This is a genomic window from Avibacterium sp. 21-599 (assembly GCF_026226765.1).
GTDB lineage: Bacteria > Pseudomonadota > Gammaproteobacteria > Enterobacterales > Pasteurellaceae > Avibacterium.
In genome coordinates, this window is sequence record NZ_JAKKOB010000001.1 from 2,027,379 (window position 1) to 2,052,743 (window position 25,365).

Annotated in this window: 23 protein-coding genes; 18 read left to right on the forward strand and 5 right to left on the reverse strand. The window is 36.0% G+C overall.

The window, feature by feature from the left end:
* Positions 1-65: 65 nt before the first annotated feature.
* Positions 66-926, reverse strand: a complete 861-nt coding sequence (locus L5B83_RS09685) for a phosphoribosylaminoimidazolesuccinocarboxamide synthase (protein WP_250363405.1) — start codon at positions 924-926, stop codon at positions 66-68.
* Between the two features lie 200 nt (positions 927-1,126).
* On the opposite strand from L5B83_RS09685, the gene prfC reads away from it, so the two are divergent.
* Entirely contained in the window at positions 1,127-2,716 is a 1,590-nt protein-coding gene (gene prfC / locus L5B83_RS09690; RefSeq protein WP_265778328.1) for a peptide chain release factor 3, read from the forward strand.
* Between the two features lie 677 nt (positions 2,717-3,393).
* On the opposite strand, the gene L5B83_RS09695 is transcribed toward prfC, so the two are convergent.
* The 3 genes from L5B83_RS09695 to L5B83_RS09705 form a co-directional block, all read right to left on the reverse strand.
* Positions 3,394-4,293 carry a tyrosine-type recombinase/integrase gene (locus L5B83_RS09695; RefSeq protein ID WP_103855534.1) on the reverse strand — a complete coding sequence of 300 codons (900 nt, stop codon included), beginning with the start codon at positions 4,291-4,293 and terminating at the stop codon, positions 3,394-3,396.
* Positions 4,294-4,359: 66 nt separating this feature from the next.
* The gene (locus L5B83_RS09700; protein WP_250350011.1) at positions 4,360-4,671 is read right to left on the reverse strand and encodes a helix-turn-helix domain-containing protein; all 312 of its coding nucleotides are present in this window, start codon (positions 4,669-4,671) and stop codon (positions 4,360-4,362) included.
* Between the two features lie 644 nt (positions 4,672-5,315).
* Positions 5,316-5,834 carry an Hcp family type VI secretion system effector gene (locus L5B83_RS09705; RefSeq protein WP_250350010.1) on the reverse strand — a complete coding sequence of 173 codons (519 nt, stop codon included), beginning with the start codon at positions 5,832-5,834 and terminating at the stop codon, positions 5,316-5,318.
* A 220-nt stretch (positions 5,835-6,054) separates the two neighbouring features.
* Between L5B83_RS09705 and tssB the strand changes: the two genes are divergently transcribed.
* The 10 genes from tssB to L5B83_RS09755 all read left to right on the forward strand — a co-directional run bounded on the left by tssB (position 6,055) and on the right by L5B83_RS09755 (position 18,086).
* Complete coding sequence (tssB, locus tag L5B83_RS09710) at positions 6,055-6,555, forward strand: type VI secretion system contractile sheath small subunit (protein WP_250350009.1); 501 nt, start codon at positions 6,055-6,057, stop codon at positions 6,553-6,555.
* Positions 6,556-6,580: 25 nt separating this feature from the next.
* Entirely contained in the window at positions 6,581-8,062 is a 1,482-nt protein-coding gene (gene tssC, locus L5B83_RS09715; protein WP_250350008.1) for a type VI secretion system contractile sheath large subunit, read from the forward strand.
* A gap of 4 nt (positions 8,063-8,066) precedes the next feature.
* Positions 8,067-8,516: a type VI secretion system baseplate subunit TssE gene (tssE, locus tag L5B83_RS09720; protein ID WP_250350007.1), complete on the forward strand. Its 450-nt coding sequence runs from the start codon at positions 8,067-8,069 to the stop codon at positions 8,514-8,516.
* Positions 8,517-8,525: 9 nt separating this feature from the next.
* Positions 8,526-10,325 (forward strand): type VI secretion system baseplate subunit TssF, encoded by a 1,800-nt coding sequence (tssF, locus tag L5B83_RS09725; protein WP_265778329.1) that lies wholly within the window; start codon positions 8,526-8,528, stop codon positions 10,323-10,325.
* Positions 10,289-11,326 carry a type VI secretion system baseplate subunit TssG gene (gene tssG / locus L5B83_RS09730; RefSeq protein ID WP_250350005.1) on the forward strand — a complete coding sequence of 346 codons (1,038 nt, stop codon included), beginning with the start codon at positions 10,289-10,291 and terminating at the stop codon, positions 11,324-11,326. The genes tssF and tssG overlap by 37 nt, the downstream gene beginning before the upstream one ends.
* 30 nt (positions 11,327-11,356) lie before the next feature.
* Entirely contained in the window at positions 11,357-13,468 is a 2,112-nt protein-coding gene (locus tag L5B83_RS09735) for a type VI secretion system Vgr family protein (RefSeq protein ID WP_265778330.1), read from the forward strand.
* Between the two features lie 10 nt (positions 13,469-13,478).
* A complete protein-coding gene (locus L5B83_RS09740; protein WP_265778331.1) occupies positions 13,479-14,402 on the forward strand; it encodes a hypothetical protein in 924 nt (307 codons plus the stop codon).
* Positions 14,399-15,208, forward strand: a complete 810-nt coding sequence (locus L5B83_RS09745) for a hypothetical protein (RefSeq protein WP_265778332.1) — start codon at positions 14,399-14,401, stop codon at positions 15,206-15,208. The genes L5B83_RS09740 and L5B83_RS09745 overlap by 4 nt, the downstream gene beginning before the upstream one ends.
* A gap of 170 nt (positions 15,209-15,378) precedes the next feature.
* On the forward strand, positions 15,379-17,532 hold the full coding sequence (locus L5B83_RS09750; RefSeq protein WP_265778333.1) for a type VI secretion system Vgr family protein: 2,154 nt from the start codon (positions 15,379-15,381) through the stop codon (positions 17,530-17,532).
* Entirely contained in the window at positions 17,526-18,086 is a 561-nt protein-coding gene (locus L5B83_RS09755) for a hypothetical protein (RefSeq protein ID WP_250349999.1), read from the forward strand. The genes L5B83_RS09750 and L5B83_RS09755 overlap by 7 nt, the downstream gene beginning before the upstream one ends.
* 401 nt (positions 18,087-18,487) lie before the next feature.
* Here L5B83_RS09755 and L5B83_RS09760 read toward each other — a convergent pair whose 3' ends face one another.
* Positions 18,488-19,051: an IS1595 family transposase gene (locus tag L5B83_RS09760; RefSeq protein WP_265777648.1), complete on the reverse strand. Its 564-nt coding sequence runs from the start codon at positions 19,049-19,051 to the stop codon at positions 18,488-18,490.
* A gap of 93 nt (positions 19,052-19,144) precedes the next feature.
* On the opposite strand from L5B83_RS09760, the gene L5B83_RS09765 reads away from it, so the two are divergent.
* The 7 genes from L5B83_RS09765 (at position 19,145) to L5B83_RS09795 (ending at position 25,363) form a co-directional block, all read left to right on the forward strand.
* Positions 19,145-19,648 carry a hypothetical protein gene (locus tag L5B83_RS09765; protein WP_265778334.1) on the forward strand — a complete coding sequence of 168 codons (504 nt, stop codon included), beginning with the start codon at positions 19,145-19,147 and terminating at the stop codon, positions 19,646-19,648.
* Positions 19,645-20,463: a hypothetical protein gene (locus L5B83_RS09770; RefSeq protein ID WP_265778335.1), complete on the forward strand. Its 819-nt coding sequence runs from the start codon at positions 19,645-19,647 to the stop codon at positions 20,461-20,463. Before L5B83_RS09765 ends, L5B83_RS09770 begins: the two co-directional genes overlap by 4 nt.
* A 23-nt stretch (positions 20,464-20,486) precedes the next feature.
* On the forward strand, positions 20,487-21,377 hold the full coding sequence (locus L5B83_RS09775) for a hypothetical protein (protein ID WP_265778336.1): 891 nt from the start codon (positions 20,487-20,489) through the stop codon (positions 21,375-21,377).
* Positions 21,378-21,391: 14 nt separating this feature from the next.
* Entirely contained in the window at positions 21,392-22,204 is an 813-nt protein-coding gene (locus L5B83_RS09780) for a hypothetical protein (protein WP_265778337.1), read from the forward strand.
* Between the two features lie 23 nt (positions 22,205-22,227).
* Entirely contained in the window at positions 22,228-23,106 is an 879-nt protein-coding gene (locus L5B83_RS09785; RefSeq protein ID WP_265778338.1) for a bacteriophage T4 gp5 trimerisation domain-containing protein, read from the forward strand.
* Positions 23,106-23,741 (forward strand): hypothetical protein, encoded by a 636-nt coding sequence (locus L5B83_RS09790; protein WP_265778339.1) that lies wholly within the window; start codon positions 23,106-23,108, stop codon positions 23,739-23,741. Before L5B83_RS09785 ends, L5B83_RS09790 begins: the two co-directional genes overlap by 1 nt.
* A 1,082-nt stretch (positions 23,742-24,823) precedes the next feature.
* Entirely contained in the window at positions 24,824-25,363 is a 540-nt protein-coding gene (locus L5B83_RS09795) for a hypothetical protein (protein ID WP_265778340.1), read from the forward strand.
* Positions 25,364-25,365 lie beyond the last annotated feature (2 nt).

The window sequence follows — 25,365 nt, forward strand, 5'->3', positions numbered from 1 at the left end:
ATTATTGTGTCGTCAATTCTAGCCGAAAAAGCACCGCACTTGAAAATAATTTGCTTCCAGATTGATTATTTCGTCAATAAATCCAATGCTTCTTGGTATTTATCCACCGTTTTTTGGATCACCTCAGCAGGAACTTTTGGAGCGGGCGGTTCTTTATTCCAACCGCTGTTTTCCAGCCAATCACGGATAAATTGTTTATCAAAAGAAGGCGGATTTATGCCTTCTTGGTAGCTGTCCACCGACCAAAAACGGCTAGAATCCGGTGTTAGCACTTCGTCCATTAAAGTAAGCGTGCCGTTTTCATCTAGTCCAAATTCAAATTTGGTATCACAAATGATAATGCCTTTGGTTAAGGCATATTCTGCCGCCGCTTTGTAAAGTGCTAGGGCTTTTTCTTTCACTTGCGCCGCTAATTCCGCCCCAATGAGCGCTTCACATTCGGCATAGCTAATATTGATGTCGTGATTGCCCACTTCTTCTTTACTTGACGGGGTAAAAATTGGCTCTGGCAATTTGCTCGCTTCTTGCAAACCTTTCGGTAATTCAAGCCCACAGATCGTTCCTGTTTGTAAGTAATCTTTTAAGCCACTTCCCGTGAGGTAGCCACGAACAATAGATTCAATTTTAATTGGCGTTAAACGCTGACATACAACAGCACGATCTTTGACTAAATCAGCTTCCGCTTTTGGTAATACATCATAGACACTATCGCCAGTAAAATGATTTGGCATAATAGGGGCTAATTTATTAAACCAGAAGTTAGAAATTTGGGTAAGAATTTCGCCTTTGCGTGGAATGGGATCATCTAAAATCACATCAAATGCCGATAAACGATCGGTTGCCACCATTAACATTCGTTTGTCGTCAATTTCATAGAGATCACGCACTTTGCCTGAATAAATTTTTTTTAGACTTAATTCGCTCATTTTTACCTCGTTTAGCTCATAAAAAAACTGCCGAATATTGTACCGCACTTTTAATTAATTTACGCAAACGTTTGCTTATTTTTTTAGAATAATTGAATAAATCCTTATTACAAAGAGAAAAGAAAAAGAAAGTATTGAGAATCACACAAAGATCAGGGAAAATAACCCTCATTTTTTTTCAGTATAACGAATAATAACCTATGTCTTTAAACGATTATCCACAACAAGTTAATAAACGTAGAACTTTTGCCATTATTTCTCACCCCGATGCCGGTAAAACCACTATCACAGAAAAAGTATTGCTTTATGGAAATGCGATTCAAAAAGCAGGGTCAGTGAAAGGGAAAGGTTCTGCGCAACACGCCAAATCAGACTGGATGGAAATGGAAAAGCAACGTGGAATTTCCATTACCACTTCTGTCATGCAATTTCCTTACAATAATTGCCTAGTCAATTTATTAGATACCCCAGGACACGAAGACTTCTCTGAAGATACTTACCGCACATTAACCGCAGTAGATAGCTGTTTAATGGTGATAGACAGTGCCAAAGGGGTTGAAGAGCGTACCATTAAACTAATGGAAGTCACTCGCTTGCGTGATACGCCAATTCTCACTTTTATGAATAAATTGGACCGCGATATTCGTGATCCGATGGAATTATTAGATGAAGTAGAAAGCGTACTCAATATTCATTGTGCGCCGATTACTTGGCCGATTGGTTGCGGTAAATTATTTAAGGGTGTCTATCATCTTTATAAAGATGAAACCTATCTTTACCAAACAGGGCAAGGGCATACGATTCAACAAGTTCGCGTGGTGAAAGGTCTTGATAATCCTGAATTAGATCAAGCAGTAGGCACAGATTTAGCACAGCAATTGCGTGATGAATTAGAACTGGTACAAGGCGCATCTAATGAATTTGATCTATCACTTTTCCTTTCTGGCGAATTGACCCCTGTATTCTTTGGTACAGCACTAGGTAATTTCGGGGTTGATCATTTCCTTGATGGTCTAACTGAATGGGCGCCAATACCACAAGCTCGTCAAACAGATACCCGAATCGTAGAAAGCAGTGAAGAAAAGCTTACTGGCTTTGTCTTTAAAATCCAAGCCAATATGGATCCAAAGCACCGCGACCGTGTTGCATTTATGCGTGTTGTTTCAGGAAAATATGAAAAAGGGATGAAACTACGCCACGTTCGTATCGGTAAAGATGTCGTGATTTCAGATGCACTTACCTTTATGGCAGGCGATCGTACTCACGCTGAAGAAGCCTATGCGGGGGATATTATCGGTTTACATAACCATGGCACGATTCAAATTGGCGATACTTTCACGCAAGGGGAAGAATTAAAATTCACTGGCATTCCAAACTTTGCCCCAGAATTATTCCGCCGTATTCGCCTTAAAGATCCACTCAAACAAAAACAATTACTCAAAGGTTTAGTACAACTCTCAGAAGAAGGCGCTGTGCAAGTTTTCCGCCCTCTCACCAATAATGATCTTATCGTTGGTGCGGTAGGGGTGTTGCAATTTGATGTGGTTGTCGCTCGCTTAAAATCTGAATATAACGTCGAAGCCATTTACGAAACCGTAAATGTCGCCACTTCACGCTGGGTGGAAGCTGATGATGTGAAAAAATTTGAAGAATTTAAACGCAAAAATGAACAAAATCTTGCTTTAGATGGAGGGGATAATCTCACCTATATCGCCCCAACAATGGTCAATCTGAACCTGACTCAAGAGCGTTATCCTGACATCACTTTCTTTAAAACAAGAGAACATTAATCACCAAAATGGGCTTACTGCCCATTTTTCTTACTTTACAAATCCCTCTCATATACAGCAAATATTCCCCCTTTACTAAAAAGTGAATTAATCATTTTATCTATAAAATAGCAAGTTTATCTTTTCTAAAAAAACTTGAAATACCCCTTATTTAAGCTCACAAGAGTATAGAAATGAAGAAAAAACGAAGCAATTACATCATTAAGCCGCCATAAAATTTAAGAAATTATTAACTCTCACCTTATTAATATTCTTTAAAGAAAAAATTACGCTGAATGAAGGTTATTCTGGTAAAAAAACCTAGGAAGAATTTAGTGAGATTGAACAGTTTTAGAAAAAACCTTGCTTATCCAATAGTTAATAGGTTTTGTAATACTTCTTATAATTTTATAGTAGATACAAAAAGAAAATTACTCTATATAAACGTAAATGACGAATAGAAAAGCTGAATTTACAATTATCTTATTGATTTACTTGATATTTTAAATGGTGCCCGAGGGCGGACTTGAACCGCCACGACTCGAAAGTCGAGGGATTTTAAATCCCTTGTATAGCCCATTAACTCTAATAGCTCTTCAAGTGGAAGATCCAGCCAATACTACCACAAGATCTATTGCTAAATAGATAACTTGATCTTACACAAATTCCAAGGCTTGTAAAGGCTGGACATTAACTTTTTATAATAATGCTGAATTTACAGTGTCTCTAATCATTTCCACATCGTCTTCTATGTAAGTTAGTGTTACCTTAATATCCCTGTGCCCCAATAACTGCTTGGCTACGTAAAGATTATTAGGATTCTTCATTAAATTTGTTGCAACTGTGTGCCTAAATCTATGTGGAGATACATTGAACCCAACAGAACGAGATATAACTTTAAATATATGGCTTATTTGATGTTCACTGGTATTTTTAGCTCTATTCCTGGACAAAGGGCAAAAGAGATTAAAGTTAAATAACTGACAATCATTAGTTTGATTTGCTCGCTTTAATTCAAGGATAAGGTTCTGAAGATAAGGAAACAACTTATCTGAAATAGGAATTGTGTGTGAATGATGATTTTTATTTATTTCGGGAGATATATGAATAATTCTACTCACTAAATCTATATCACCAACCTTTAATTTTATTAATTGAGCTCGGCGAATTGCTGTATATCTGAATGTCTTTATTAACGTTTCAACAAACCATACAGGATTCAAGATACCTGGCAAATTATGTGCACCTTGCAGAAAAAAATCTAACTTTGCTAGTTCTGTACTAGACAAAATTTTCCGCTTAGCTTTTCCCTCTCTTAAAAATAATTTATTACAAGGATTATCTTGATAATCTAATAAATTTTGTTCAATTCCAAATTTATAGATTGCTTTGATGTGGCGCAAATAGCTATTCCATGTGATTGGTTTAATATTACTCCCAACCGCGGTTCTTCTCCAATCTAAAAGCAATAAACTAGAGATTTCATTTGGATACATAACATTGCAATTTCTCTGTAAGAGTCTAATAGCTTTCTGATAACTCTTAATTGTATCTCCTCGGAGATACTTATATAAAAAAATTTTGTAATAACTCTTCAAATGTAATATTACCTACCGCCATAATTAAGGTTCCTTTAATATTCTAATTAAAAAATTTCTAATATACTAAATTTCTATCGATTTAAAATAATTTACTCCATGCAGGATAAAATCTCTTATATCCTTTGAGTTTCGTAATAAATCCAGCAAACACTTCTCTTCTTTATTTATTGCTATAACCCCCCTCTCACCAAAAAGTATATAATTAATATCAACACCCTCTAATCCTAGCTTCATTAAATAGTCGACTCTAGGCATAATTCGATTATGCTCATATTTGAACTGAGCTTGTGATCTAACACCTCCTAATTTTGCAAATGCTCTTTGAGTTAACCCCATTCTCTGTCTTTCTTCTTTTAAACGATGACCAATATACATATACATCCCTATTCTAGATAAAACGTTGACTAGCTCGTAATATATCTATCCAAAATATACTAAGCAATCAATTTTTATTTCATTTTTTCAGATAATAAATGCGAGAGCATACTCGATCTTTAAGGGAGTAACTCATTACATGGCTATAGGTAGGATTCCAATTAGTTATAAATAACACCTATATACATTATTTGATATTTCAGGAACCATGTATTATAAAAGACAAAGCAAACAAGAAAAAAAATAGTAAATAGATATTCGTAATATTATATAGCATTTGAAAAAGATTTAACCTATTCATCTCTGCTACATTTTCTTATCTTTTACAGCTTAAAAGTAAGAATAATCAATGACAAAGAAAAAATCAATATTGACGCAGGAACTTTAAGATCAAATAGAATTATAAAAGAAAGAGACTTCCCACTCGAATTAAATAATTGAATGAGGCCTTAATAAAAGAAGCTGAACAGAAAACTTTAGATTATCGTGTGGCATAAAATCATGCAAAGGTCGATAAAAGCCATCCTTATACTCAATCCCAAACATTGAGTATTTAAATTAAGTTAGGTGATGGACCTTTAATATAGTAGCTATAATAAAGTATGGTGTGCTTGACACACCATACTCGTAGCTAATCTAGTTAATTAAGCTTCAATTGGTGTACGCCAGTCATCTGAACCTGATGTACCTGCTACAGTATGCTCCCAAGTGATTTTTCGGTAAGCTAAAAAGACATCAAGTAATTGAGTAAACTCTTTTTGAGAAGGATCCTGTGCATGTGGCATTAAAAGATCCATATTAACAATAGTTGCATCTTCTAATGTAGTTGTGAAGTAATGCTCTTGTTTGCCTTCAACTGATGTGCGATACCATTTTAATTCTACTTTCGGTAGCATTTCTCCTGAAGCTAACGCATTATAAAGTAATGGAACTGCTTTATTTAGGGCTACCGTTAAAATTAATGGTTTATGTGCACGTTGACCTGATGGTTGACCTGATTGTGGATCCGTTGGTACGGTCACTTGGTGTTTAACCTGCTGAACCAACATTTGATCTTCATGACCTTCAACAAAAATATTTCCCACAGAATCAGCCGTAAACGCACCAGCTGTGATATTACCTTGGGTTTTTCCTGTAATTGAAACGTAACATGGAGTTGGCATAGTAGTTGTCCTCACTAATGTAATAAATAATTATTGACGTCAGAAATCAAAAAAGATGATTTCTTGTATATTAGTATGTCGTTTTTTATCTAAAAAAACAACAAAAAGCTTAAAAAACACTCTATTAAAGAACCAGAATTTTGATATACTAAATTTGTAGATGGTCTATATACCATGTATACCCCCTTTTCATTCTATACAATTAAAGAAGGATAATGCTATGAGTAAAAAAGAAGGTTCTGTTGCACCTAAAGAGCGAATCAATATTAAATACGTCCCAGCAACAGGCGGTGAAACTGCCGAAGTTGAATTACCATTAAATCTCTTAGTTGTTGGTGATATGAAGGGAAAAGCAGAAGACTCATCTATAGAAGAGCGATCAATGATTTCTATTGATAAAAACAATTTTTCTTCAGTTATGGAAGAAATGGAAATTGGTTTGAATATTAATGTTGCAAACAAATTATCCGATAACGCATCACCAGATGATGAAATTAATGTGCAATTAGACATCAAATCTCTTAATGACTTCTCTCCAGATAACATTGTTAAATCCGTTCCAGAATTACGTAAATTGCTTGAATTAAGAGAAGCATTAACTGCCGTCAAAGGACCACTTGGGAATGTTCCGGCTTTTCGAGCTAGAATCGCAGAACTACTCGAAGATGAGCAATCCCGAGCTCAATTACTTGCAGAATTAAATTTAGTTGATAAAAAATAGTTGATCATACCAGAGGACTTTAGATATGGCTGATAAAATCCAAACAGAACAAATCGAACAAAATACCACTACCTCGGGCTCATTACTTGATGAAATCATGGCTCAAACAAGGCTTTCTGAAGATAGTGAAGGCTATGATATTGCTAAACAAGGTGTCGCTGCTTTTATTAGTAACATTTTAGAAACAGGCTCTAAAGAAGAGCCAGTAAACAAGTTATTAATAGATAAAATGATCAATGAGATTGATCGGAAATTAAGCGCCCAAGTAGATGAGATTCTACATCACAATGAATTTCGTAATTTAGAATCATCTTGGCGCTCATTAAAATTATTAGTTGATAAAACAGACTTTAGAGAAAATATTAAGATTAACGTTTTTCATGCAACAAAAGAAGAATTACTCGATGACTTCGAATTTGCACCTGAAATTGTTCAATCTGGTTTTTATAAACACGTTTATTCTTCTGGCTATGGTCAATTTGGTGGAGAACCTATTGGTGCCGTGATTGGGAACTATGAATTTACCCCTAAATCCCCAGATATGAAACTCTTGCAATATGTGAGCGCTGTAGGTTCTATGGCTCACGCCCCATTTATATCTTCCGTATCCCCCGCTTTCTTTGGTATTCAAAGTTATACTGAATTACCTGCAATTAAAGATCTAAAATCAGTGTTTGAAGGACCAATGTATGCTAAGTGGCGTTCATTACGAGAATCTGAAGACTCTCGTAGTTTAGGATTAACTGCCTCTCGTTTCTTAGTTCGTTTACCTTACTCTGTGTCAGACAATCCGGTAAAAACTTTTGGCTATGAAGAGGATGTAAGTAAAGACCACGAACACTATCTATGGGGTAATAGCGCATTTTTACTAGCTTCTTGCTTGACGGATAGTTTTGCTAAATATCGTTGGTGTGCAAATATTATTGGCCCACAAAGTGGCGGTGCGGTCTATGATTTACCAGTTCATATTTATGAAGCGATGGGACAAATTCAGTCAAAGATCCCAACAGAAGTGCTTATTACAGATAGAAGAGAATTTGAATTAGCGGAAGAAGGATTTATCGCATTAACTATGCGTAAAGGTAGTGATAATGCTGCATTCTTTTCTGCTAATTCTGTTCAAAAACCAAAAATTTTCCCAAATACAAAAGAGGGTAAAATAGCAGAAACCAACTACAAATTAGGTACTCAATTACCATATACATTTATGATCACTCGAGTAGCTCATTTCTTAAAAGTGTTACAACGTGAGCAAATTGGTAGCTGGAAAGAAGCAACTGATTTACAAACCGAGTTAAATAAATGGCTCAAGCAATATGTCGCTGATCAAGAAAACCCACCTGCAGATGTTCGTAGTCGTCGTCCATTCAGAGCGGCATCTATTTCTGTATCAGATGTAGAGGGAGATCCAGGTTGGTTCTTGTCTTCCATCAAATTAAGACCACACTTTAAATATATGGGATCTAACTTTGAACTATCGCTTGTTGGTCGTCTAGACAAGGAATAGAAAAATGGCATTATTAAGTTGGCAACGAGATAGTACAGCTAGCTTATTTGAGCGTATACAGGGGAAGGAGGTAAATCCTTCTCCTCTCTCCCATTCTGGTCTCAAAACTTTTATTGAGTCAATAAAACATAATCTTAACAATATCCTTAATACCCATCCAGGCACATCACAAAGTGCGGTCCAATTAGGCATTATGGACTTAAATGATGCCACGAGTAATACAGGAGATATCTATCAAAAAATATCCCAAATCATTCAAGAATGCATTTTGAATTTTGAGCCTCGAATCATCGCGGTAAATGTGACACCATTTCCTAATGAAGAGCAACCTCTAACCCTATTTTTTTACGTCACGGCAACAGTATCCTTTGAAGACTACACCAAAGACATTGCCTTTAATTTACACCTAGATAACGATCATCGTTATTATCTAGATATGAGCAACATTACTTAAGATGTGATTATGTCTCTTGAAAAATATTTTAGACAAGAATTAGATTATCTGCGTGAATTAGGTAAAGAAATTGCTAATGAAAAGCCTCATTTGGCTAATTTTTTATCTGAAAAAAGTGCCGATCCCGATGTTGAACGATTACTAGAAGGCTTTGCCTTTTTATCTGGTAGTTTAAGAGCTAAAATTGAAGATCAATTTCCAGAGTTCACTCATAGTTTAATTAATATGCTCTGGCCAAATTATCTGCGCCCAACACCAAGTATGACTATCGTTGAATTTTTTCCCAACCCTAAAGTCGCAAAAGGTTTTGATGTCGTAAATAAAGGCACCACGTTATTAAGCCGTCCTATAGTATCTGGTAACTCCGACAAAAAACTACAATGTCAATTTCAGACTTGCCGTGATGTTTGGCTCAATCCCTTCTCTCTTTCGGATGCAAGTGTATTAAATAGTAACGAGCAAGCTATTATTAGCTTAGTATTTTCTAGTGAATCGCCACTAAAGTTCTCTGAACTAGATTTAAATAAGTTGCGTTTTTATCTTGGGGCAGATGATTACACTAATCAGCAACTATATCTATGGTTTAGCTATTACTTGACAGGTGCAGAGATTGTTGTCAACGACCAGAAAATAACATTACCTGAGTTTAATTTTTCACCTGCAGGATTTAATAAAGAAGACGCACTCTTACCTTACCCCAAAAATGCTTACAGTGGTTATCGGATCTTACAAGAATATTTCTGCTTTCCCGAAAGCTTCATGTTCTTTGACGTAAATGGTATCGCTCCACTACCAAATACTCTTGATGAATCAAATCAGTTTATATTAAACCTCTATTTCTCTGAGCCATTGTCTTCAGATGTTCAAATCAGAAAATCAACTTTTAGACTACATTGCACACCTGCAATAAATTTATTTAAGCATAGTTGTGAACCGCTTAGATTCGATGGGGATAAAGATGAATATTTGCTAAAAGGAAGTTATTCTCATCCTGAATGGTATGAAATATTCTCAGTAGATCAAGTATCAAGCCATGTTGAAAATACGAACAATAAAGCTAGAGGGCCTCGTCATTCTTCCACACGTCATTACTTACCTTTTGAAAGCTTTGAGCATCAAATTGAATATGCTAAGGGACGAACCGAGCTTTATTATAAAGTAAGGGCTAAAGATGCCTTATTTGAAAAAGGATTTGATCATTATATTTCTTTTGTAAGAGGCGATGAGGTAATAAGTTTAGGAAAAACTGAATCCATCTCGATCAATGTGACTTGCACTAACCGTGAAATACCCACCAACTTAAAAGTTGGTGATATTTGCATTGGCACAGAAACAAACCCAGCAATTGTTGAATTTAAAAATATCACTCGTCCATCTATGCCACTGCATCCATTACTAGATGGAACACTCGCTTGGAAATTAATTTCCAATTCTTCACTAAACTACTTATCGTTACTCGAAATTGAGGCATTAAAAGAGATTATTAGAACCTACGATCTGCCCAGCTGGCATAGTAGGAGAAATGCCAAAATGTCCCAAAAGAAACTTGATGCGATTAAGTCAATAGACACCAAGCCTATAGATCGATTATTTAAAAGTGTTTCTATTAGAGGACTACAATCTACCTTATATATCAAACAAAGCGAATTTAACTCTGAAGGTGAAATGTTTTTATTTTGCACTGTGCTATCCCAATTCTTCTCTCTCTACGCAAGTGTAAATTCATTTCACAAACTGAAAGTAATAAATTTAGATAATCAAGCGAGCTATGAATGGCCTATTCAAATCGGACAGCATCAATTGATGTAAACACCGCCTCCCAAAAACTAGACATTAGCCGATACAATTTCTATCGGCTAATGGAGCTATTATGTAAAATCAAAGGGGTTGATCCAAGTGAAAGCTTAAGTTTATTACCTAAAGATGAAATTATTCGCCTAACATCACTAGCCGGATTAGGCTTCCCAATTAGAGATATCGCTAACTTAAAAGAATTACCGGAAGGAACATTTGAACTTCAAGTTTCTTTTTTAGGTTTGCATGGTAGCCAATCGCCCCTACCTGGCTATTACCTAGATAGTCTAGCCACTGAATATCTTCATAAAGAGACAAAATTAGTTGATTTTATGGACTTATTCAACCATAGACTATCGTTATTACTACATCAAATTTGGCGAAAATATCGCTACTACATAAACTACCAAACAAATGGAACTGACGAATATTCTAACAGAATGTTTGCCTTAGCTGGACTTGGCTATAAAAGTATCAGAAACAAACTCTCTGTCAATCATTCCAAAATGTTAGCTTATGCTGGTATTTTATCTAGTCCTGCTCGCTCCCCTGAAATCATTTGTAACTTAGTTTCCCATTGTTTTGATTTAGAGTTCGTCTCACTAGAAAGTTGGTGTTTTCGTTATGTTGAAATCATCGAAGATGAACAAAACCGATTAGGATTAATGAAAAAAGAAGCGGGGAAACCACCAAAAGGCCGTTCTTGTTTAGGTGAAAATTTCACCTTAGGTAGCAGAAAGCCAAACAGAGGAAGCAAATTTGAATTACAGCTCAACAACCTTTCTCGGCAAGAATTTTTGTCATTTTTACCAAATGGAGAAAATTATCTCCCCCTCGTTACCTTTGTCTCTTTTATATTAAAAGATCAATTTGCCTGGGATTTGAGATTAGGATTAGCAAAAGAGCAAGTATCAGGTATGGTTTTAGGAACCGAACAAGATAGTTTACTTGGCTGGACAAGTTTTATAGGTCATCCAGTACAAGAACCCGATGTGTTATTGACAATTAGAGAGTAAAAATCAATACGAATTTAACAAGGAGAAATTATGTTCGACTTATTCACCTCCAAAGACCTCCACTTCACCCTCGAAGTAGCACAACTGCCGCCTGACACCTTCCGTGTTGTCAAATTCGATTTCGAAGAAGGCTATAATTCCCTCTTTAAACTCTCCATTGTCGCGGCAACACAACATAATCAGCTTCCATTTGGTTCACTACTCGACTGCGCTGCAACCCTTTCCATCTGGCAAGATGGTGAGCGACAACGGAATATCTCCGGTATCGTCACACAAATCAAACTCGGTAAAACCGGTGAACGCTATACCTTTTATCACTTTACCCTCTCCCCTCATCTCTGGCGATTAACCCAAAAAAGACGCTCTCGTATTTTCCAACATACCAGCATTGAAGATATCTTAAAAACCCTGCTGAGCGATTCCGATGTGCTTTTTCACACCATTGATATCGCCTACCGCACAAGACGGGAATATTGTGTGCAATACCGCGAAACCGATTATGAATTTTTCCAACGGATTATCGGTGAAGAAGGCTTGTTTTTCTTTTGTACGGAAGATGAACATAATCAAATTGACCGGCTCTTTATTTACGATGATGCCCATCGTTTATCCAAAGAAGATACCCTCTCCCTTGACTATAATGCCAATCCTACCGTATTACGCCAAGCCCCTCATCTCCGTACCTTCCAATGGACCGAACAAATTCGTCCTTCTGAAGTGTTGTTAAAAGATTACACCTTCAAAAAACCAAATTGGAATGCGGAATATGGCTTACAAGGCACGCAAGAAGAGATTCAATTCCAAGGAGACTACCCTTACTACGACTACCCTGGCCGCTATAAAAATGACAGTGGCGAACGCTTTGCCCAATATCGTCTCGACAGTTTACGCCGTGATGCCCATACGGGCGAGGGAGAAAGTAATCACCCAGCTTTAAGGATAGGTCAGCTCTTACACATTCATCGCCATCCTCGTGCTGACTTCAATCAGCCTTGGCAATTAACTTACATTCAACATCATGGAGAACAACCGCAAGCCTTGGAAGAGGAAAGCCATTTTAGTCAACGTGAAAACACCACCTTTATCACTAATCGTTTTGAATGTCTTTCTCCGGAGAAAACTTTCCGTAGTAATTTCCCTCAAAAACCACAAATCTGTGGCACACAAACTGCGGTAGTCACAGGCCCCAAAGGGGAAGAAATTTTCACGGATTACCAAGGCCGGGTTAAAGTGAAATTTCATTGGGATAAAGGGGAATTCAACGATTCCAGAAGTTCTTGCTGGGTGCGTGTTGCTCAACCTTGGGCGGGGCAAAACTGGGGAATGCTCGCCATTCCGCGTGTTGGGCAAGAAGTGGTGGTGAGCTTTTTAGAAGGCGACCCTGACCAACCGCTGATTATTGGACGCGTGTATAATGAGCTACAAATTCCTCCGGGTAATCTGCCTGCCACCTATACCCAAATGCACATTAAATCAAAAACCTACAAGGGGGAAGGTTACAACAGCATTCTCTTTGAAGATGCCGCGAACCGAGAATTATTTGAAATGCATGCCCAGCGGGATATGACCACACTGGTTGAGCATGACCAAAAAAATCACATTAAAAACCACCGCACTTTAACGGTTAACGGTAGCCAACGCACTCAAATTGACCAAGGCAGAACCACCCAAATCACCACCGGTAATGACATCAAAACCGTCTTAGCGGGAAACAATCTTGAAACCATCAGCTTACTTAAAGCTATCCAAGCGAAAGAGATTTTCAACGCGGCACACGACCGTATTGAGCTTGAAGTGGGCAAACAAACCAGCCTGACGATGGACAATGAAAAGATTCTCCTTCGCTTTGGTAAAAACACGATTTTGATGAATGAAGAAGGGATTTGGTTGGATGGTGTGCATATCGGGATGCAGGAGAAGGAAATTGAAAAAGAGAATTTTTTAACAGAAGGCATTCAACCCTATAGCCATAGCTTTATACTTCAAGATAAATCGGGTAATCCATACAAAAATATGCCTTATATCATACGTTATGATGGTAAAACCTTAACAGGTATCAGTGATAATGAAGGAAGAACACGTCCGATTTACACTCAAGACGAAACAAAAGTAGATGTACAAATTGATTGGGAAAAACTATAAGGAACAATAAATGATTACTCCTATTATTACAAAAAGCAAGACACAGCCCATTGAAAATAACAGCTATACGATACACGCTGAAGATGCTTATTTTCTTGTACTTGGCTTTGAGGTCAATAAATCACCTTTAACTAACCCTAATTTTGAAGAGGAAATGAAACAAAATCAAGAGGAAGATAATAAGCCTCAACAATCCGCTTATCAACGAATTTCCATAGAGGATGATGAGGGACATTTCGAAACAGACATGCCTGTTCATCAGGTACTCTCTGACCCTGGGCATGCATTTATGTATTTGGTTAAAAACCTAAATGCCACCATTTTCTTAAGTGTAGGCCCTTTAGCTAATGATGCTGAACGATTAGCTGAATATAGAAAAACCTATCAACTCCCTGACCAAGAACAAATTAATCAGATGTTAGCCCCTTATCCTGCCGCTCAGGTCGGCTATGGACTCGGACAGGACTTCAATCGTGCTTATGGAATAGCGACCGCCGACTACCGAATATCCGAAAAAGTCACCTTGTTTCAATTAAAAATTACCGAAGCGCAGTATGAAGCCATTTATAAAAATGTGGTGCGAATCAGAAACGTAATAGAACAACGAGAGCAATATTATAATATTGCAAACAATTATACCTGTGCAAAAGTGGTAAGGGATGATGCCATTGGAAATATTTTACCTGATTTACCTTGGGGAAGAAGTGCTGTGATGACAGGGCATATCCACGCGATTAATCCTTATGCGTTTTATGACCAAATGCAGGAATATAAGAAAAAATCAAAATTTATACAAGAGTTTATCATCGACTTAGATGATCAACAGACGCAATGGAATAAGTTTATTCATGCAATTAAAGATGGCAATAAGAAAAATCTCCTTTTTCAAAATATGCCGAAAGATATTATTTTAGAAAAAGGAGCAAAAAAATGAAAAGCGTATTATTAGCAATATTTCTATTACTTACATCATCATATGGAAGTAGTGCTTCTTCTATAGAAAAACAAGAAAGTTCCGGGAGGGGCAATATTTCAATAATATACATTAATGAAATTAAAAAATATCAATTTACCAAAAGAAACATAGCCGACTTTAAGTTCTTTCTTCAAAAAAACATAGAAATAATAGAAAAAAATAGTATTTATTCAGTATTAAGAGAGTTAAATTCAAATTTCGAAGGGGGAGAAATTGTCCCTAAAAAACTGTTTACTCCAATAACCAAGGGATACTTTACTTACTCTTATCTATTTGGTAAGTCAATAAAAGAAAATTTCGAAATTCATGGATATTATGACAGTAGTTTTGATAAAAAAACTAAAAACTTCTGGAAAACAGCAACAATATTTCCCGTTGCGGAAAGAATAGCAATGAACTCAGAGTTTACTCAAAAAGATTTCGATGACTTAAATCTAGTTTTTAAACAAAAATACTTTTTAAAAGATCTTCTCTTAAAAAACACATTATCCTCCCTAGCCGGGTATTCAGATTCTTACTTTAAAGCAACAGGGCGATTCGAAGCGATAGAAAAAAATTGCTATGCAATTTATCGATTTGAACGTAAAGATGAAAAAGCCCATCTCCAATTTGATTTTTGTGTGAGCCGCAATAATTACCAAGAAACGGATAAATACCCTTATCGATTTGGAAAAATTGTGATTGAACGGTTAGATGAGCCAAAATCACCTAATTATAAAATTGTGCCATACAAAGCAAAAACTTTACCAAATTGGGGGCAATAAGAATTATCAATTTCAATATGATTTGTTGAGTATTAAGCAATAGGCGAAAAACTACTGCGCTTTTGTCAGCATACCAAGAAAATCTCCTTTTCATTAATTGTGAATTCACCTAAGTTCATTTATATTATCAAGATAAATGAACCATTGCATATCAATGAAAAGGGTATCCTATGTACCGAAATGAGACTAAAATACCAACCTTCTCCGTTGCTAACGATCTCCACTTCACCCTCGAAGTAGCACAACTGCCGCCTGACACCTTCCGTGTTGTCAAATTCGATTTCGAAGAAGGCTATAATTCCCTCTTTAAACTCTCCATTGTCGCGGCAACACAACATAATCAGCTTCCATTTGGTTCACTACTCGACTGCGCTGCAACCCTTTCCATCTGGCAAGATGGTGAGCGACAACGGAATATCTCCGGTATCGTAACACAAATCAAACTCGGTAAAACCGGTGAACGCTATACCTTTTATCACTTTACCCTCTCCCCTCATCTCTGGCGATTAACCCAAAAAAGACGCTCTCGTATTTTCCAACATACCAGCATTGAAGATATCTTAAAAACCCTGCTGAGCGATTCCGATGTGCTTTTTCACACCATTGATATCGCCTACCGCACAAGACGGGAATATTGTGTGCAATACCGCGAAACCGATTATGAATTTTTCCAACGGATTATCGGTGAAGAAGGCTTGTTTTTCTTTTGTACGGAAGATGAACATAATCAAATTGACCGGCTCTTTATTTACGATGATGCCCATCGTTTATCCAAGGAAGATACCCTCTCCCTTGACTATAATGCCAATCCTACCGTATTACGCCAAGCCCCTCATCTCCGTACTTTCCAATGGACCGAACAAATTCGTCCTTCTGAAGTATTGTTAAAAGATTACACCTTCAAAAAACCAAACTGGAATGCGGAATATGGCTTACAAGGCACACAAGAAGAGATTCAATTTCAAGGAGACTATCCTTACTACGACTACCCTGGTCGCTATAAAAATGACAGTGGCGAACGCTTTGCCCAATATCGTCTCGACAGTTTACGCCGTGATGCCCATATGGGCGAGGGAGAAAGTAATCACCCAGCTTTAAGAATAGGCCAACTCTTACACATTCATCGCCATCCTCGTGCTGACTTCAATCAGCCTTGGCAATTAACTTACATTCAACATCATGGCGAACAACCGCAAGCCTTGGAAGAGGAAAGCCATTTTAGCCAACGTGAAAACACCACCTTTATCACTAATCGTTTTGAATGTCTTTCTCCGGAGAAAACTTTCCGTAGTAATTTCCCTCAAAAACCACAAATCTGTGGCACACAAACTGCGGTAGTCACAGGCCCCAAAGGGGAAGAAATTTTCACGGATTACCAAGGCCGAGTGAAAGTGAAATTTCATTGGGATAAAGGGGAATTCAACGATTCCAGAAGTTCCTGCTGGGTACGTGTTGCTCAACCTTGGGCAGGGCAAAACTGGGGAATGCTCGCCATTCCGCGTGTTGGGCAAGAAGTGGTGGTGAGTTTTTTAGAAGGTGACCCTGACCAACCGCTGATTATTGGACGCGTGTATAATGAGCTACAAATCCCTCCGGGTAATCTGCCTGCCACCTATACCCAAATGCACATTAAATCAAAAACCTACAAAGGGGAAGGTTACAACAGCATTCTCTTTGAGGATGCCGCGAACCGAGAATTATTTGAAATGCACGCCCAGCGGGATATGACCACACGGGTTGAGCATGACCAAAAAAATCACATCAAAAACCACCGCACTTTAACGGTTAACGGTAGCCAACGCACTCAAATTGACCAAGGCAGAACCACCCAAATCACCACCGGTAATGACATCAAAACCGTCTTAGCGGGAAACAATCTTGAAACCATCAGCTTACTTAAAGCTATCCAAGCGAAAGAGATTTTCAACGCGGCACACGACCGTATTGAGCTTGAAGTGGGCAAACAAACCAGCCTGACGATGGACAATGAAAAGATTCTCCTTCGCTTTGGTAAAAACACGATTTTGATGAATGAAGAAGGCATTTGGTTGGATGGCGTGCATATTGGGATGCAGGAGAAGGAGTTGCAAGTGCCGGATAATACAGGGGAATTAAAACCACTCTATCGGCTTCAGTTCCATCTATTAGATGATGAAGGAAGACCTTACCAAAATACGCCATTTACAATCAAATTGCCAGAAAGCGAACAGAAAGGTATAACAGATGAAAATGGATTAACACCTGTCTATTTTAGTGAACAATCTGCTGACGCTGAAATTCGGTTACATATTAATAAATTAGATGAGAGAAGCTGGACATGGTAAATAACAAAACATCAAAAGCAAATTTTAAAATAAATGACTATGTGGAAACCATTAAAATATCAAGACCAAAATATATTCTCTATGTAATAACGAATGAGAATACATGGGAAGATTCATTTCATCTCTATAATGTTTGGGGTATTGGTACACATACAGGAATGATTCTTGAAAACACTCAAAATAAGAGCGAATCTTTATTATATGACCCAAGTGGAAGTTATTTTTTCAAAAGAGAAAGTGGCGAAATTATCTACCCAGGCAGTGGCTATACATTATCAGGAAATGATTTTTCATTTGAAGATTATATTAATTATCAAAAAGAGGATGGTGAAGATGTTTATGCACATATATTTTATCTTTCTGACGAAGAAGGAGAAAGAATCAAAAGTAATATAGAGGCAGATAGAAGTTGTGGTCCTATGGGGTGCACTGAATGCTCAAGTGAAGTACTTAAAGGTGGAATTGGTAAATTTAAGGACCTAGAAATAACTAGCCGTCCCAATCAACTAGGAGACCAATTAAGAAAATTATCAGATATAACTATAAAACTATAGTGGAGAGACATAAATGAAAAATATTTTTATTAAACGAAATGCTGAATGGTTTGCTATAATTACTTTCTTTTTGTTATATGTATGCACAGGAAGATTTAGATATTCTAAGGTTGTAGACTATCAAGGAATATATTTATATTACATTCTTTCTTTTACCTTATGGTTTTGGATAAGAACATTTTTCCACACTAAGAAATATTTATTTTTCATAGTTTGCCCAATGATTTGTCTATTCCTATCCTGTTTTATTATGTCTTTTTATTATTTTAATTCTGGTTTTATATTTTTTTTAATACATTTCATCCTATGCTATATAGTTATGGGGTATATTTATCTGAGCTTGCTAATGTTCTTATTTTACAAGCTTTTAAAATAATAAATTTTGGGGCTGTCCTAGATAACTAGACTAAACTTCCTTTAACTAGTTGTTTTAAAATGGAAATTTGAGTTTTTATGTCACTGTAATTAAAACGCCATTCGCATTCCTTTAAATAAAGCTCAAAATGGGCTTTAGGAATACCATTAAATTTGCGAAAATGGCTAAATTCACTCACATCAAGCACATCATAACTACGATAAGTATCGGTGTAAACAATACTATCAGGCTTTACTTTCTCTCGAATAATAGGTAACAAGGTGGCTGATTGAGTATTCGGAACCGCAACGGTATAAACCTTGCCATTGCGTTTAAGGAGCCCGAATACCGCGATTTTCCCTGCCGCGCCACGACCACGTTTACCTGTGCGGGCACTACCAAAATAACTTTCATCGGCTTCAATTTCACCTTCAAACATTTCTAAGTGTAGGCTATTTTGATAGATGAGCAGGCGTAAACGATGAAAGTAGTATGCTGCTGTTGTTTTGTTTACATTGACCAACTCCGCAGCAGTCCTTGCTGTAATCCCTGCGACAAATAGCTCAATGAGTTTATTTTGTTTATGCTGACTTAGACGACTTTTTCTCATTGGTTCATTCTAACCTAAATAGAGTTTTTAGTCGTTATCTAGGACAGCCCCTAAATTTTTATTAGATTCTTTGAATATTATTAAATTAATCAAATGTTAGCCCCTTATCCTGCCGCTCAGGTCGGCTATGGACTCGGACAGGACTTCAATCGTGCTTATGGAATAGCGACCGCCGACTACCGAATATCCGAAAAAGTCACCTTGTTTCAATTAAAAATTACCGAAGCGCAGTATGAAGCCATTTATAAAAATGTGGTGCGAATCAGAAACGTAATAGAACAACGAGAGCAATATTATAATATTGCAAACAATTATACCTGTGCAAAAGTGGTAAGGGATGATGCCATTGGAAATATTTTACCTGATTTACCTTGGGGAAGAAGTGCTGTGATGACAGGGCATATCCACGCGATTAATCCCTATGCGTTTTATGACCAAATGCAGGAATATAAAAAACAGAAAGAAAAAACTTACTTTATTAAGAAATTTAATATTGATTTTAAAGAAGAAACACAAAACAAATGGGATCAGTTCATTTTAGACATTAAAAACAGAAACTACCCAAAAGACATCATATTAGATAAGGGGAATAAATGAAAAGACTAATCTTTATAATACTGTTATCAATTTCCCAAGTGATTTTTTCTATGGAAAACAAATTTAATGAGAGTAAGGAAAAGATTTCAGAAAAGATAAGGCAATCAAATAGAATTTCTGACTTAGAAAATTATATATTCACTCCGAAAAATATCAAAGACTTCAAGTTTTTCCTACAGTGTTCTGTTGATATACTAGAAGGAAGGAGTATTTATTCTGTATTAAAAAATTTAGATTATCCTTTTGAAGGAGGAGAACATATCCCTAAGAAACTCTTTACTCCAATAACTAGTGGATACTTTATTTATTCTTATTTATTTGAAGAACCAACAAAAGAAAAACGAGGAGTTTATGGGTACTATAGTAGCTATTTCAGTAAAAAAGATAAAAAATACTGGAAAACCGCTACTATATTCCCTATTGCAGAAAAAATGGCAATGAACTCAGAGTTTACTCAAAAAGATTTTAATGATTTTAATCTTGTGTTTAAGCATAAATATTTTTTAAAAGAATTACTTACTAATGATGCTAATAAATATCTAGCAGGATATTCTGCTTATACCCTTAGAGAGCCTGCACGTTTTGAGGAAGAGGAAAACAATTGTTATGCCATTTACCGTTTCGAACGTAAAAATGAAAAAGCCCACCTCCAATTTGATTTTTGTGTGAGCCGCAATAATTACCAAGAAACGGATAAATACCCTTATCGATTTGGAAAAATTGTGATTGAACGGTTAGATGAACCAAAATTGGATAAATCACGTTACAAAGTTGTACCATATAAATCAACAACGCTGCCTAATTGGGGGAAATAAGTAATAAAGATAAGGAGCAATAAATGCCAACTCCTATCATAACTAAAACCAAAACGCAACCCATTGAAAATAACAGCTATACGATACACGCTGAAGACGCTTATTTTCTTGTACTTGGCTTTGAGGTCAATAAATCACCTTTAACTAACCTTAATTTTGAAGAGGAAATGAACAAAAATGAAGGGGACGATAATCAGCCTCAACAATCCGCTTATCAACGAATTCCCCTAGAGGATGATTGGGGAGATATCGAAATAGACATGCCTGTTCATCAGGTACTCACTGACCCCGGGCATGCATTTATGTATTTGACTAAAAACCTAAATGCCACCATTTTCTTAAGTGTTGGCCCTTTAGCTAATGATGCTGAACGATTAGCTGAATATAGAAAAAAACACCAACTCCCTAACCAAGAACAAATTAATCAAATGTTAGACCCATATCCTGCCGCTCAGGTCGGCTATGAGCTCGGAAAGGACTTCAATCGTGCTTATGGCATAGCAACCGCTGACTACCGAATATCCGAAAAAGTCACCTTGTTTCAATTAAAAATTACCGAAGCGCAGTATGAAGCCATTTATAAAAATGTGGTGCGAATCAGAAACGTAATAGAACAACGAGAGCAATATTATAATATTGCAAACAATTATACCTGTGCAAAAGTGGTAAGGGATGATGCCATTGGAAATATTTTACCTGATTTACCTTGGGGAAGAAGTGCTGTGATGACAGGGCATATCCAAGCAATTAATCCTTATGCGTTTTATGACCAAATGCAGGAATATGAAGCACAGAATGAACTTATTGGACGAAAAGTAATCGATAAAGGAAGCAAAGATGATACAGAACTTTTCTGGAATAAGTTTATTAAGGCAATTCGAGATAAAAAACAACCACGCGATGTTTTTTTATAACCGGAGACAACCCAATGACAACGAAGAACCGATTATACAAAATACTAACCAGTCTATGCTTCTGTTTTGCTTATATTACCTGTTTTGCAGAAACAGCTAATCAGGAGACTATCGAAAAACAATATATTGATATCAATGAGCTTACCGCCAAACATGCCTACCAATTTACACCACAAGATATTGCTATTGTTAAAAAATTAATTTGGAGTAGCTTAAATGTTCTCGGTCAAAAATCTAGCATAGCAGAAGAGATTTCTAAGCTAGGTAAACCTTTTGAAGGTGGGGAAATTCTGCCTAAAAAATTCTTTTCACCCATTCGAGATGGAGGAATCTTTAACTATCATACTTTTGAAAAAAGACGTGAAGGTAATAAAGAAATTTTTGTTGAAGGCATATACAGTAGTCAAATTAGAAAACGCTTCAATGAAAAATATTGGGATTTTGCTCTAATACGTCTTGGCGTAGATGACTATGGACAAGCAACCCAATTTTTAGACCGTGATTTTAAAGAATTTAATTTAACGTTTAAAGAAAAATTCTTCTTTCTCGATTTATCGTCAAGAGATCAAGTTAAATATGCAGGAAATACTGAAGAATATATTGGTAAAGATAAATGCTACGCGATTTATCGTTTTGAACGTGTTATTGGAAAGGAGGAATACCACTTTTATTTTTGTGTAAATCGTGAGAATTACGATGAACACGCACCTTATCCTAATAAGTGGGGAAATCTAGCCATAATACGGGTAGATGATCCAGCCCCAGACAAATCACGTTACAAAGTTGTACCATATAAAGCAACAACGCTGCCTAATTGGGGGAAATAAGTAATAAAGATAAGGAGCAATAAATGCCAACTCCCATCATAACCAAAACCAAGACGCAACCCATTGAAAATAACAGCTATACGATACACGCCGAAGTGAGCTTTTTAGAAGGCGACCCTGACCAACCGCTGATTATTGGACGCGTGTATAATGAGCTACAAATCCCACCGGGTAATCTGCCTGCTACCTATACCCAAATGCACATTAAATCGAAAACCTACAAAGGGGAAGGTTACAACAGCATTCTCTTTGAGGATGCCGCGAACCGAGAATTATTTGAAATGCATGCCCAGCGGGATATGACCACCCTGGTTGAGCATGACCAAAAAAATCACATCAAAAACCACCGCACTTTAACGGTTAACGGTAGCCAACGTACTCAAATTGACCAAGGCAGAACCATCCAAATCACCACCGGTAATGACATCAAAACCGTCTTAGCGGGAAACAATCTTGAAACCATCAGCTTACTTAAAGCTATCCAAGCGAAAGAGATTTTCAACTATGCTCACGACCGCATTGAGCTTGAAGTGGGCAAACAAACCAGCCTGACGATGGACAATGAAAAGATTCTCCTTCGCTTTGGTAAAAACACGATTTTGATGAATGAAGAAGGCATTTGGTTGGATGGCGTGCATATTGGAATGCAGGAGAAGGAGTTGCAAGTGCCAGATAATACAGGGGAATTAAAACCACTCTATCGGCTTCAGTTCCATCTATTAGATGATGAAGGAAGACCTTACCAAAATACGCCATTTACAATCAAATTGCCAGAAAGCGAACAGAAAGGTATAACGGATGAAAATGGGTTGACACCTGTCTATTTTAGTGAACAATCTGCTGAAGCTGAAATTCGGTTACATATTGATGAAGCAGAAAATCATCATTGGAGTTGGAAATAATGGAAAAAGAGAAAAAGACAACCGTCGGAACATTTACACAAGACCCGACTAAGAGTATTGTTAAAGTTCAAATCACGAGAAGAATTCCTGATGGGGTTTATGTGTGGGTTGAACTTGATAGGCTTGGGCATGCTTTTTGGTCACTTTTTAAAGATGAAAAAATTATTGTATACACATATGGGAGATATGATGATGTCGATACAATTCCGATTACAGGAGAGGGGATTTTGATCAAATATACAGGTAATCATGCTTTATCATATATCAAAAAAATATTATATCTAAAAAATGGATATAGTAATGTTTATAGAATAAATGATGCTGATTTAGAATTAGCTATAAAGTATTCTGATAATTTATGGCTTAGTAGTAATGAAAGACCAGATAGAATGAGCACTAGTAACAATATAAAAACTCATGGGAGAGTTATTAATAATTACAATTTATTTATTAGGAACTGTGTTACAACTACAATTGATCTAATTGAAAAATCAGGAACAACTATATTTTGGGATCTAGAATTAGATCCCAAAACTCCTCATGGATTATTTATTCAGTTAGATATGAAGTCCCAGATGAGTAAAAAAGTTAAGAAATATACTAATGAATTTAAGTTGGTATTTAAGGATAATTAGCTATGATTTATAAAATTTTAATTCTTATTATTGTATTAATAGATATTTTATCTATTCTTGGAACTCAGCTTTTTATAAAGTACTCATTACAAGAGAGCAATATTCCAACGGCAATACTAGAGTCAATAGAGTCTAATTTGCAATACCCTTCTAACGTATTAATATTAAATATATTATTTCTTATATTTTTATTATTTAAGAAGCATTAAATATTATACATTTAAAAATATAACTAAAAAATAATAACTTTACTAGATGGAATTAGAATATGAGCAGTTTAACTTTTAAAAAATTTTCCTTGCTATTTATATTCATACTAAAAATAGCTGTTTTTATACTTGCTTTACTATGTTGGATGGATCTATCTATAACATTCAGGTACTCAATTGATGGTATGGCATATGAGGTACAAAATTCTAATGCCTTACTATTAGCAAGTATGCTAGGGCATGCATTTCTAATTATTTTTATTGAAGCGATCTATTTTCTTATATGTTTATTATTTAGAGTCTGGAAATTTATAATTAATTATATTCTGCTGACAACTAGTTTAATAATCGTATTTACTTACATTTTTAAAATAAGGGAAGATAGCTGGGCAGTTTTCTTTTCAAAAGAGGCTGGCATATTATTACTATCACTTACAATTAGTATTTTACTATCCTTACTTTATTTTACATTAAAACCAAAAGAATAAATTAAAATTTATCAATAATAGCATTTACTTCTATAGCTTTATAAAAAAATATTAATAATTACTTAATGCCGTATAACTTTATAGGACTTATAAAATTATTTTATTATTTATAATTCAATTAGCATTATCTTTCCTTAGCATTTTATACTGGGTAGATTTTCAGGTTATACTTCATTATCAATCAGATGAATTTAGTGCTGCATTTAGCTTCCTGATATTTTAATTGAAGCATTATTATCCGTATTTTGTATTAAACAACTAGGAGGACATCGAGAATTTGCTTTACCAGGTGATCATCGAACGTGTCCAGGAAATGTAGGAATGCAATTTGTTACCTATTTAAGACAACATTTTCAACTATCTGCACCAGAAAAAGGAAAACGCAATGAGTAAAAAAAATTTTTATAAACATCTTGTAACATTATTATGCATTATCAATATTATATTAATAGGGATTATTTTCTTTTTTCATAATGAAATAGGACTTGTCAGAGTAACAACAGAATTTGGTACAGGGTATGATTTTTTTTATAAGAAAAAAGATATGCACAGAATCTTTTATATTGAACCTGTTGGAGAACGAGATTTAGATCAGCTTTCAGATGAAGCATTTAATGAGCTATCAGAATTTTGTGCAGCGGCAAAAGAAGATGGTCGTCTCTATAAAACTTCTTGTGATTCTTATTTTACTAAGGAAGTAAAAAGAAGAGCCTCTCTACGTCCTCATTCTTTTATTTTAACATATAACGGTGAAATATATAGAAATAGTCCTTATATTATGCAATATGATAAAAAAACTATAGAGGGTATAACAAATGATAAAGGAGAGACAGAAACCGTTTACGTTAGTGATAAAAATGATGTACATATAGAAATTGATTGGGACGCTTATTTTGGTAAAGAAGTGGATGAGTATAGCAAATAAGA

What these genes read in the sequence shown, in the direction of transcription:
- L5B83_RS09685 (WP_250363405.1), bottom strand. Translation starts at nt 926, where the DNA reads ATGAGCGAATTAAGTCTAAAAAAAATTTATTCAGGCAAAGTGCGTGAT.
- prfC (WP_265778328.1), top strand. Translation starts at nt 1,127, where the DNA reads ATGTCTTTAAACGATTATCCACAACAAGTTAATAAACGTAGAACTTTT.
- L5B83_RS09700 (WP_250350011.1), bottom strand. Translation starts at nt 4,671, where the DNA reads ATGTATATTGGTCATCGTTTAAAAGAAGAAAGACAGAGAATGGGGTTA.
- L5B83_RS09705 (WP_250350010.1), bottom strand. Translation starts at nt 5,834, where the DNA reads ATGCCAACTCCATGTTACGTTTCAATTACAGGAAAAACCCAAGGTAAT.
- tssB (WP_250350009.1), top strand. Translation starts at nt 6,055, where the DNA reads ATGAGTAAAAAAGAAGGTTCTGTTGCACCTAAAGAGCGAATCAATATT.
- tssC (WP_250350008.1), top strand. Translation starts at nt 6,581, where the DNA reads ATGGCTGATAAAATCCAAACAGAACAAATCGAACAAAATACCACTACC.
- tssE (WP_250350007.1), top strand. Translation starts at nt 8,067, where the DNA reads ATGGCATTATTAAGTTGGCAACGAGATAGTACAGCTAGCTTATTTGAG.
- tssF (WP_265778329.1), top strand. Translation starts at nt 8,526, where the DNA reads ATGTCTCTTGAAAAATATTTTAGACAAGAATTAGATTATCTGCGTGAA.
- tssG (WP_250350005.1), top strand. Translation starts at nt 10,289, where the DNA reads ATGGCCTATTCAAATCGGACAGCATCAATTGATGTAAACACCGCCTCC.
- L5B83_RS09735 (WP_265778330.1), top strand. Translation starts at nt 11,357, where the DNA reads ATGTTCGACTTATTCACCTCCAAAGACCTCCACTTCACCCTCGAAGTA.
- L5B83_RS09740 (WP_265778331.1), top strand. Translation starts at nt 13,479, where the DNA reads ATGATTACTCCTATTATTACAAAAAGCAAGACACAGCCCATTGAAAAT.
- L5B83_RS09745 (WP_265778332.1), top strand. Translation starts at nt 14,399, where the DNA reads ATGAAAAGCGTATTATTAGCAATATTTCTATTACTTACATCATCATAT.
- L5B83_RS09750 (WP_265778333.1), top strand. Translation starts at nt 15,379, where the DNA reads ATGTACCGAAATGAGACTAAAATACCAACCTTCTCCGTTGCTAACGAT.
- L5B83_RS09755 (WP_250349999.1), top strand. Translation starts at nt 17,526, where the DNA reads ATGGTAAATAACAAAACATCAAAAGCAAATTTTAAAATAAATGACTAT.
- L5B83_RS09760 (WP_265777648.1), bottom strand. Translation starts at nt 19,051, where the DNA reads ATGAGAAAAAGTCGTCTAAGTCAGCATAAACAAAATAAACTCATTGAG.
- L5B83_RS09765 (WP_265778334.1), top strand. Translation starts at nt 19,145, where the DNA reads ATGTTAGCCCCTTATCCTGCCGCTCAGGTCGGCTATGGACTCGGACAG.
- L5B83_RS09770 (WP_265778335.1), top strand. Translation starts at nt 19,645, where the DNA reads ATGAAAAGACTAATCTTTATAATACTGTTATCAATTTCCCAAGTGATT.
- L5B83_RS09775 (WP_265778336.1), top strand. Translation starts at nt 20,487, where the DNA reads ATGCCAACTCCTATCATAACTAAAACCAAAACGCAACCCATTGAAAAT.
- L5B83_RS09780 (WP_265778337.1), top strand. Translation starts at nt 21,392, where the DNA reads ATGACAACGAAGAACCGATTATACAAAATACTAACCAGTCTATGCTTC.
- L5B83_RS09785 (WP_265778338.1), top strand. Translation starts at nt 22,228, where the DNA reads ATGCCAACTCCCATCATAACCAAAACCAAGACGCAACCCATTGAAAAT.
- L5B83_RS09790 (WP_265778339.1), top strand. Translation starts at nt 23,106, where the DNA reads ATGGAAAAAGAGAAAAAGACAACCGTCGGAACATTTACACAAGACCCG.
- L5B83_RS09795 (WP_265778340.1), top strand. Translation starts at nt 24,824, where the DNA reads ATGAGTAAAAAAAATTTTTATAAACATCTTGTAACATTATTATGCATT.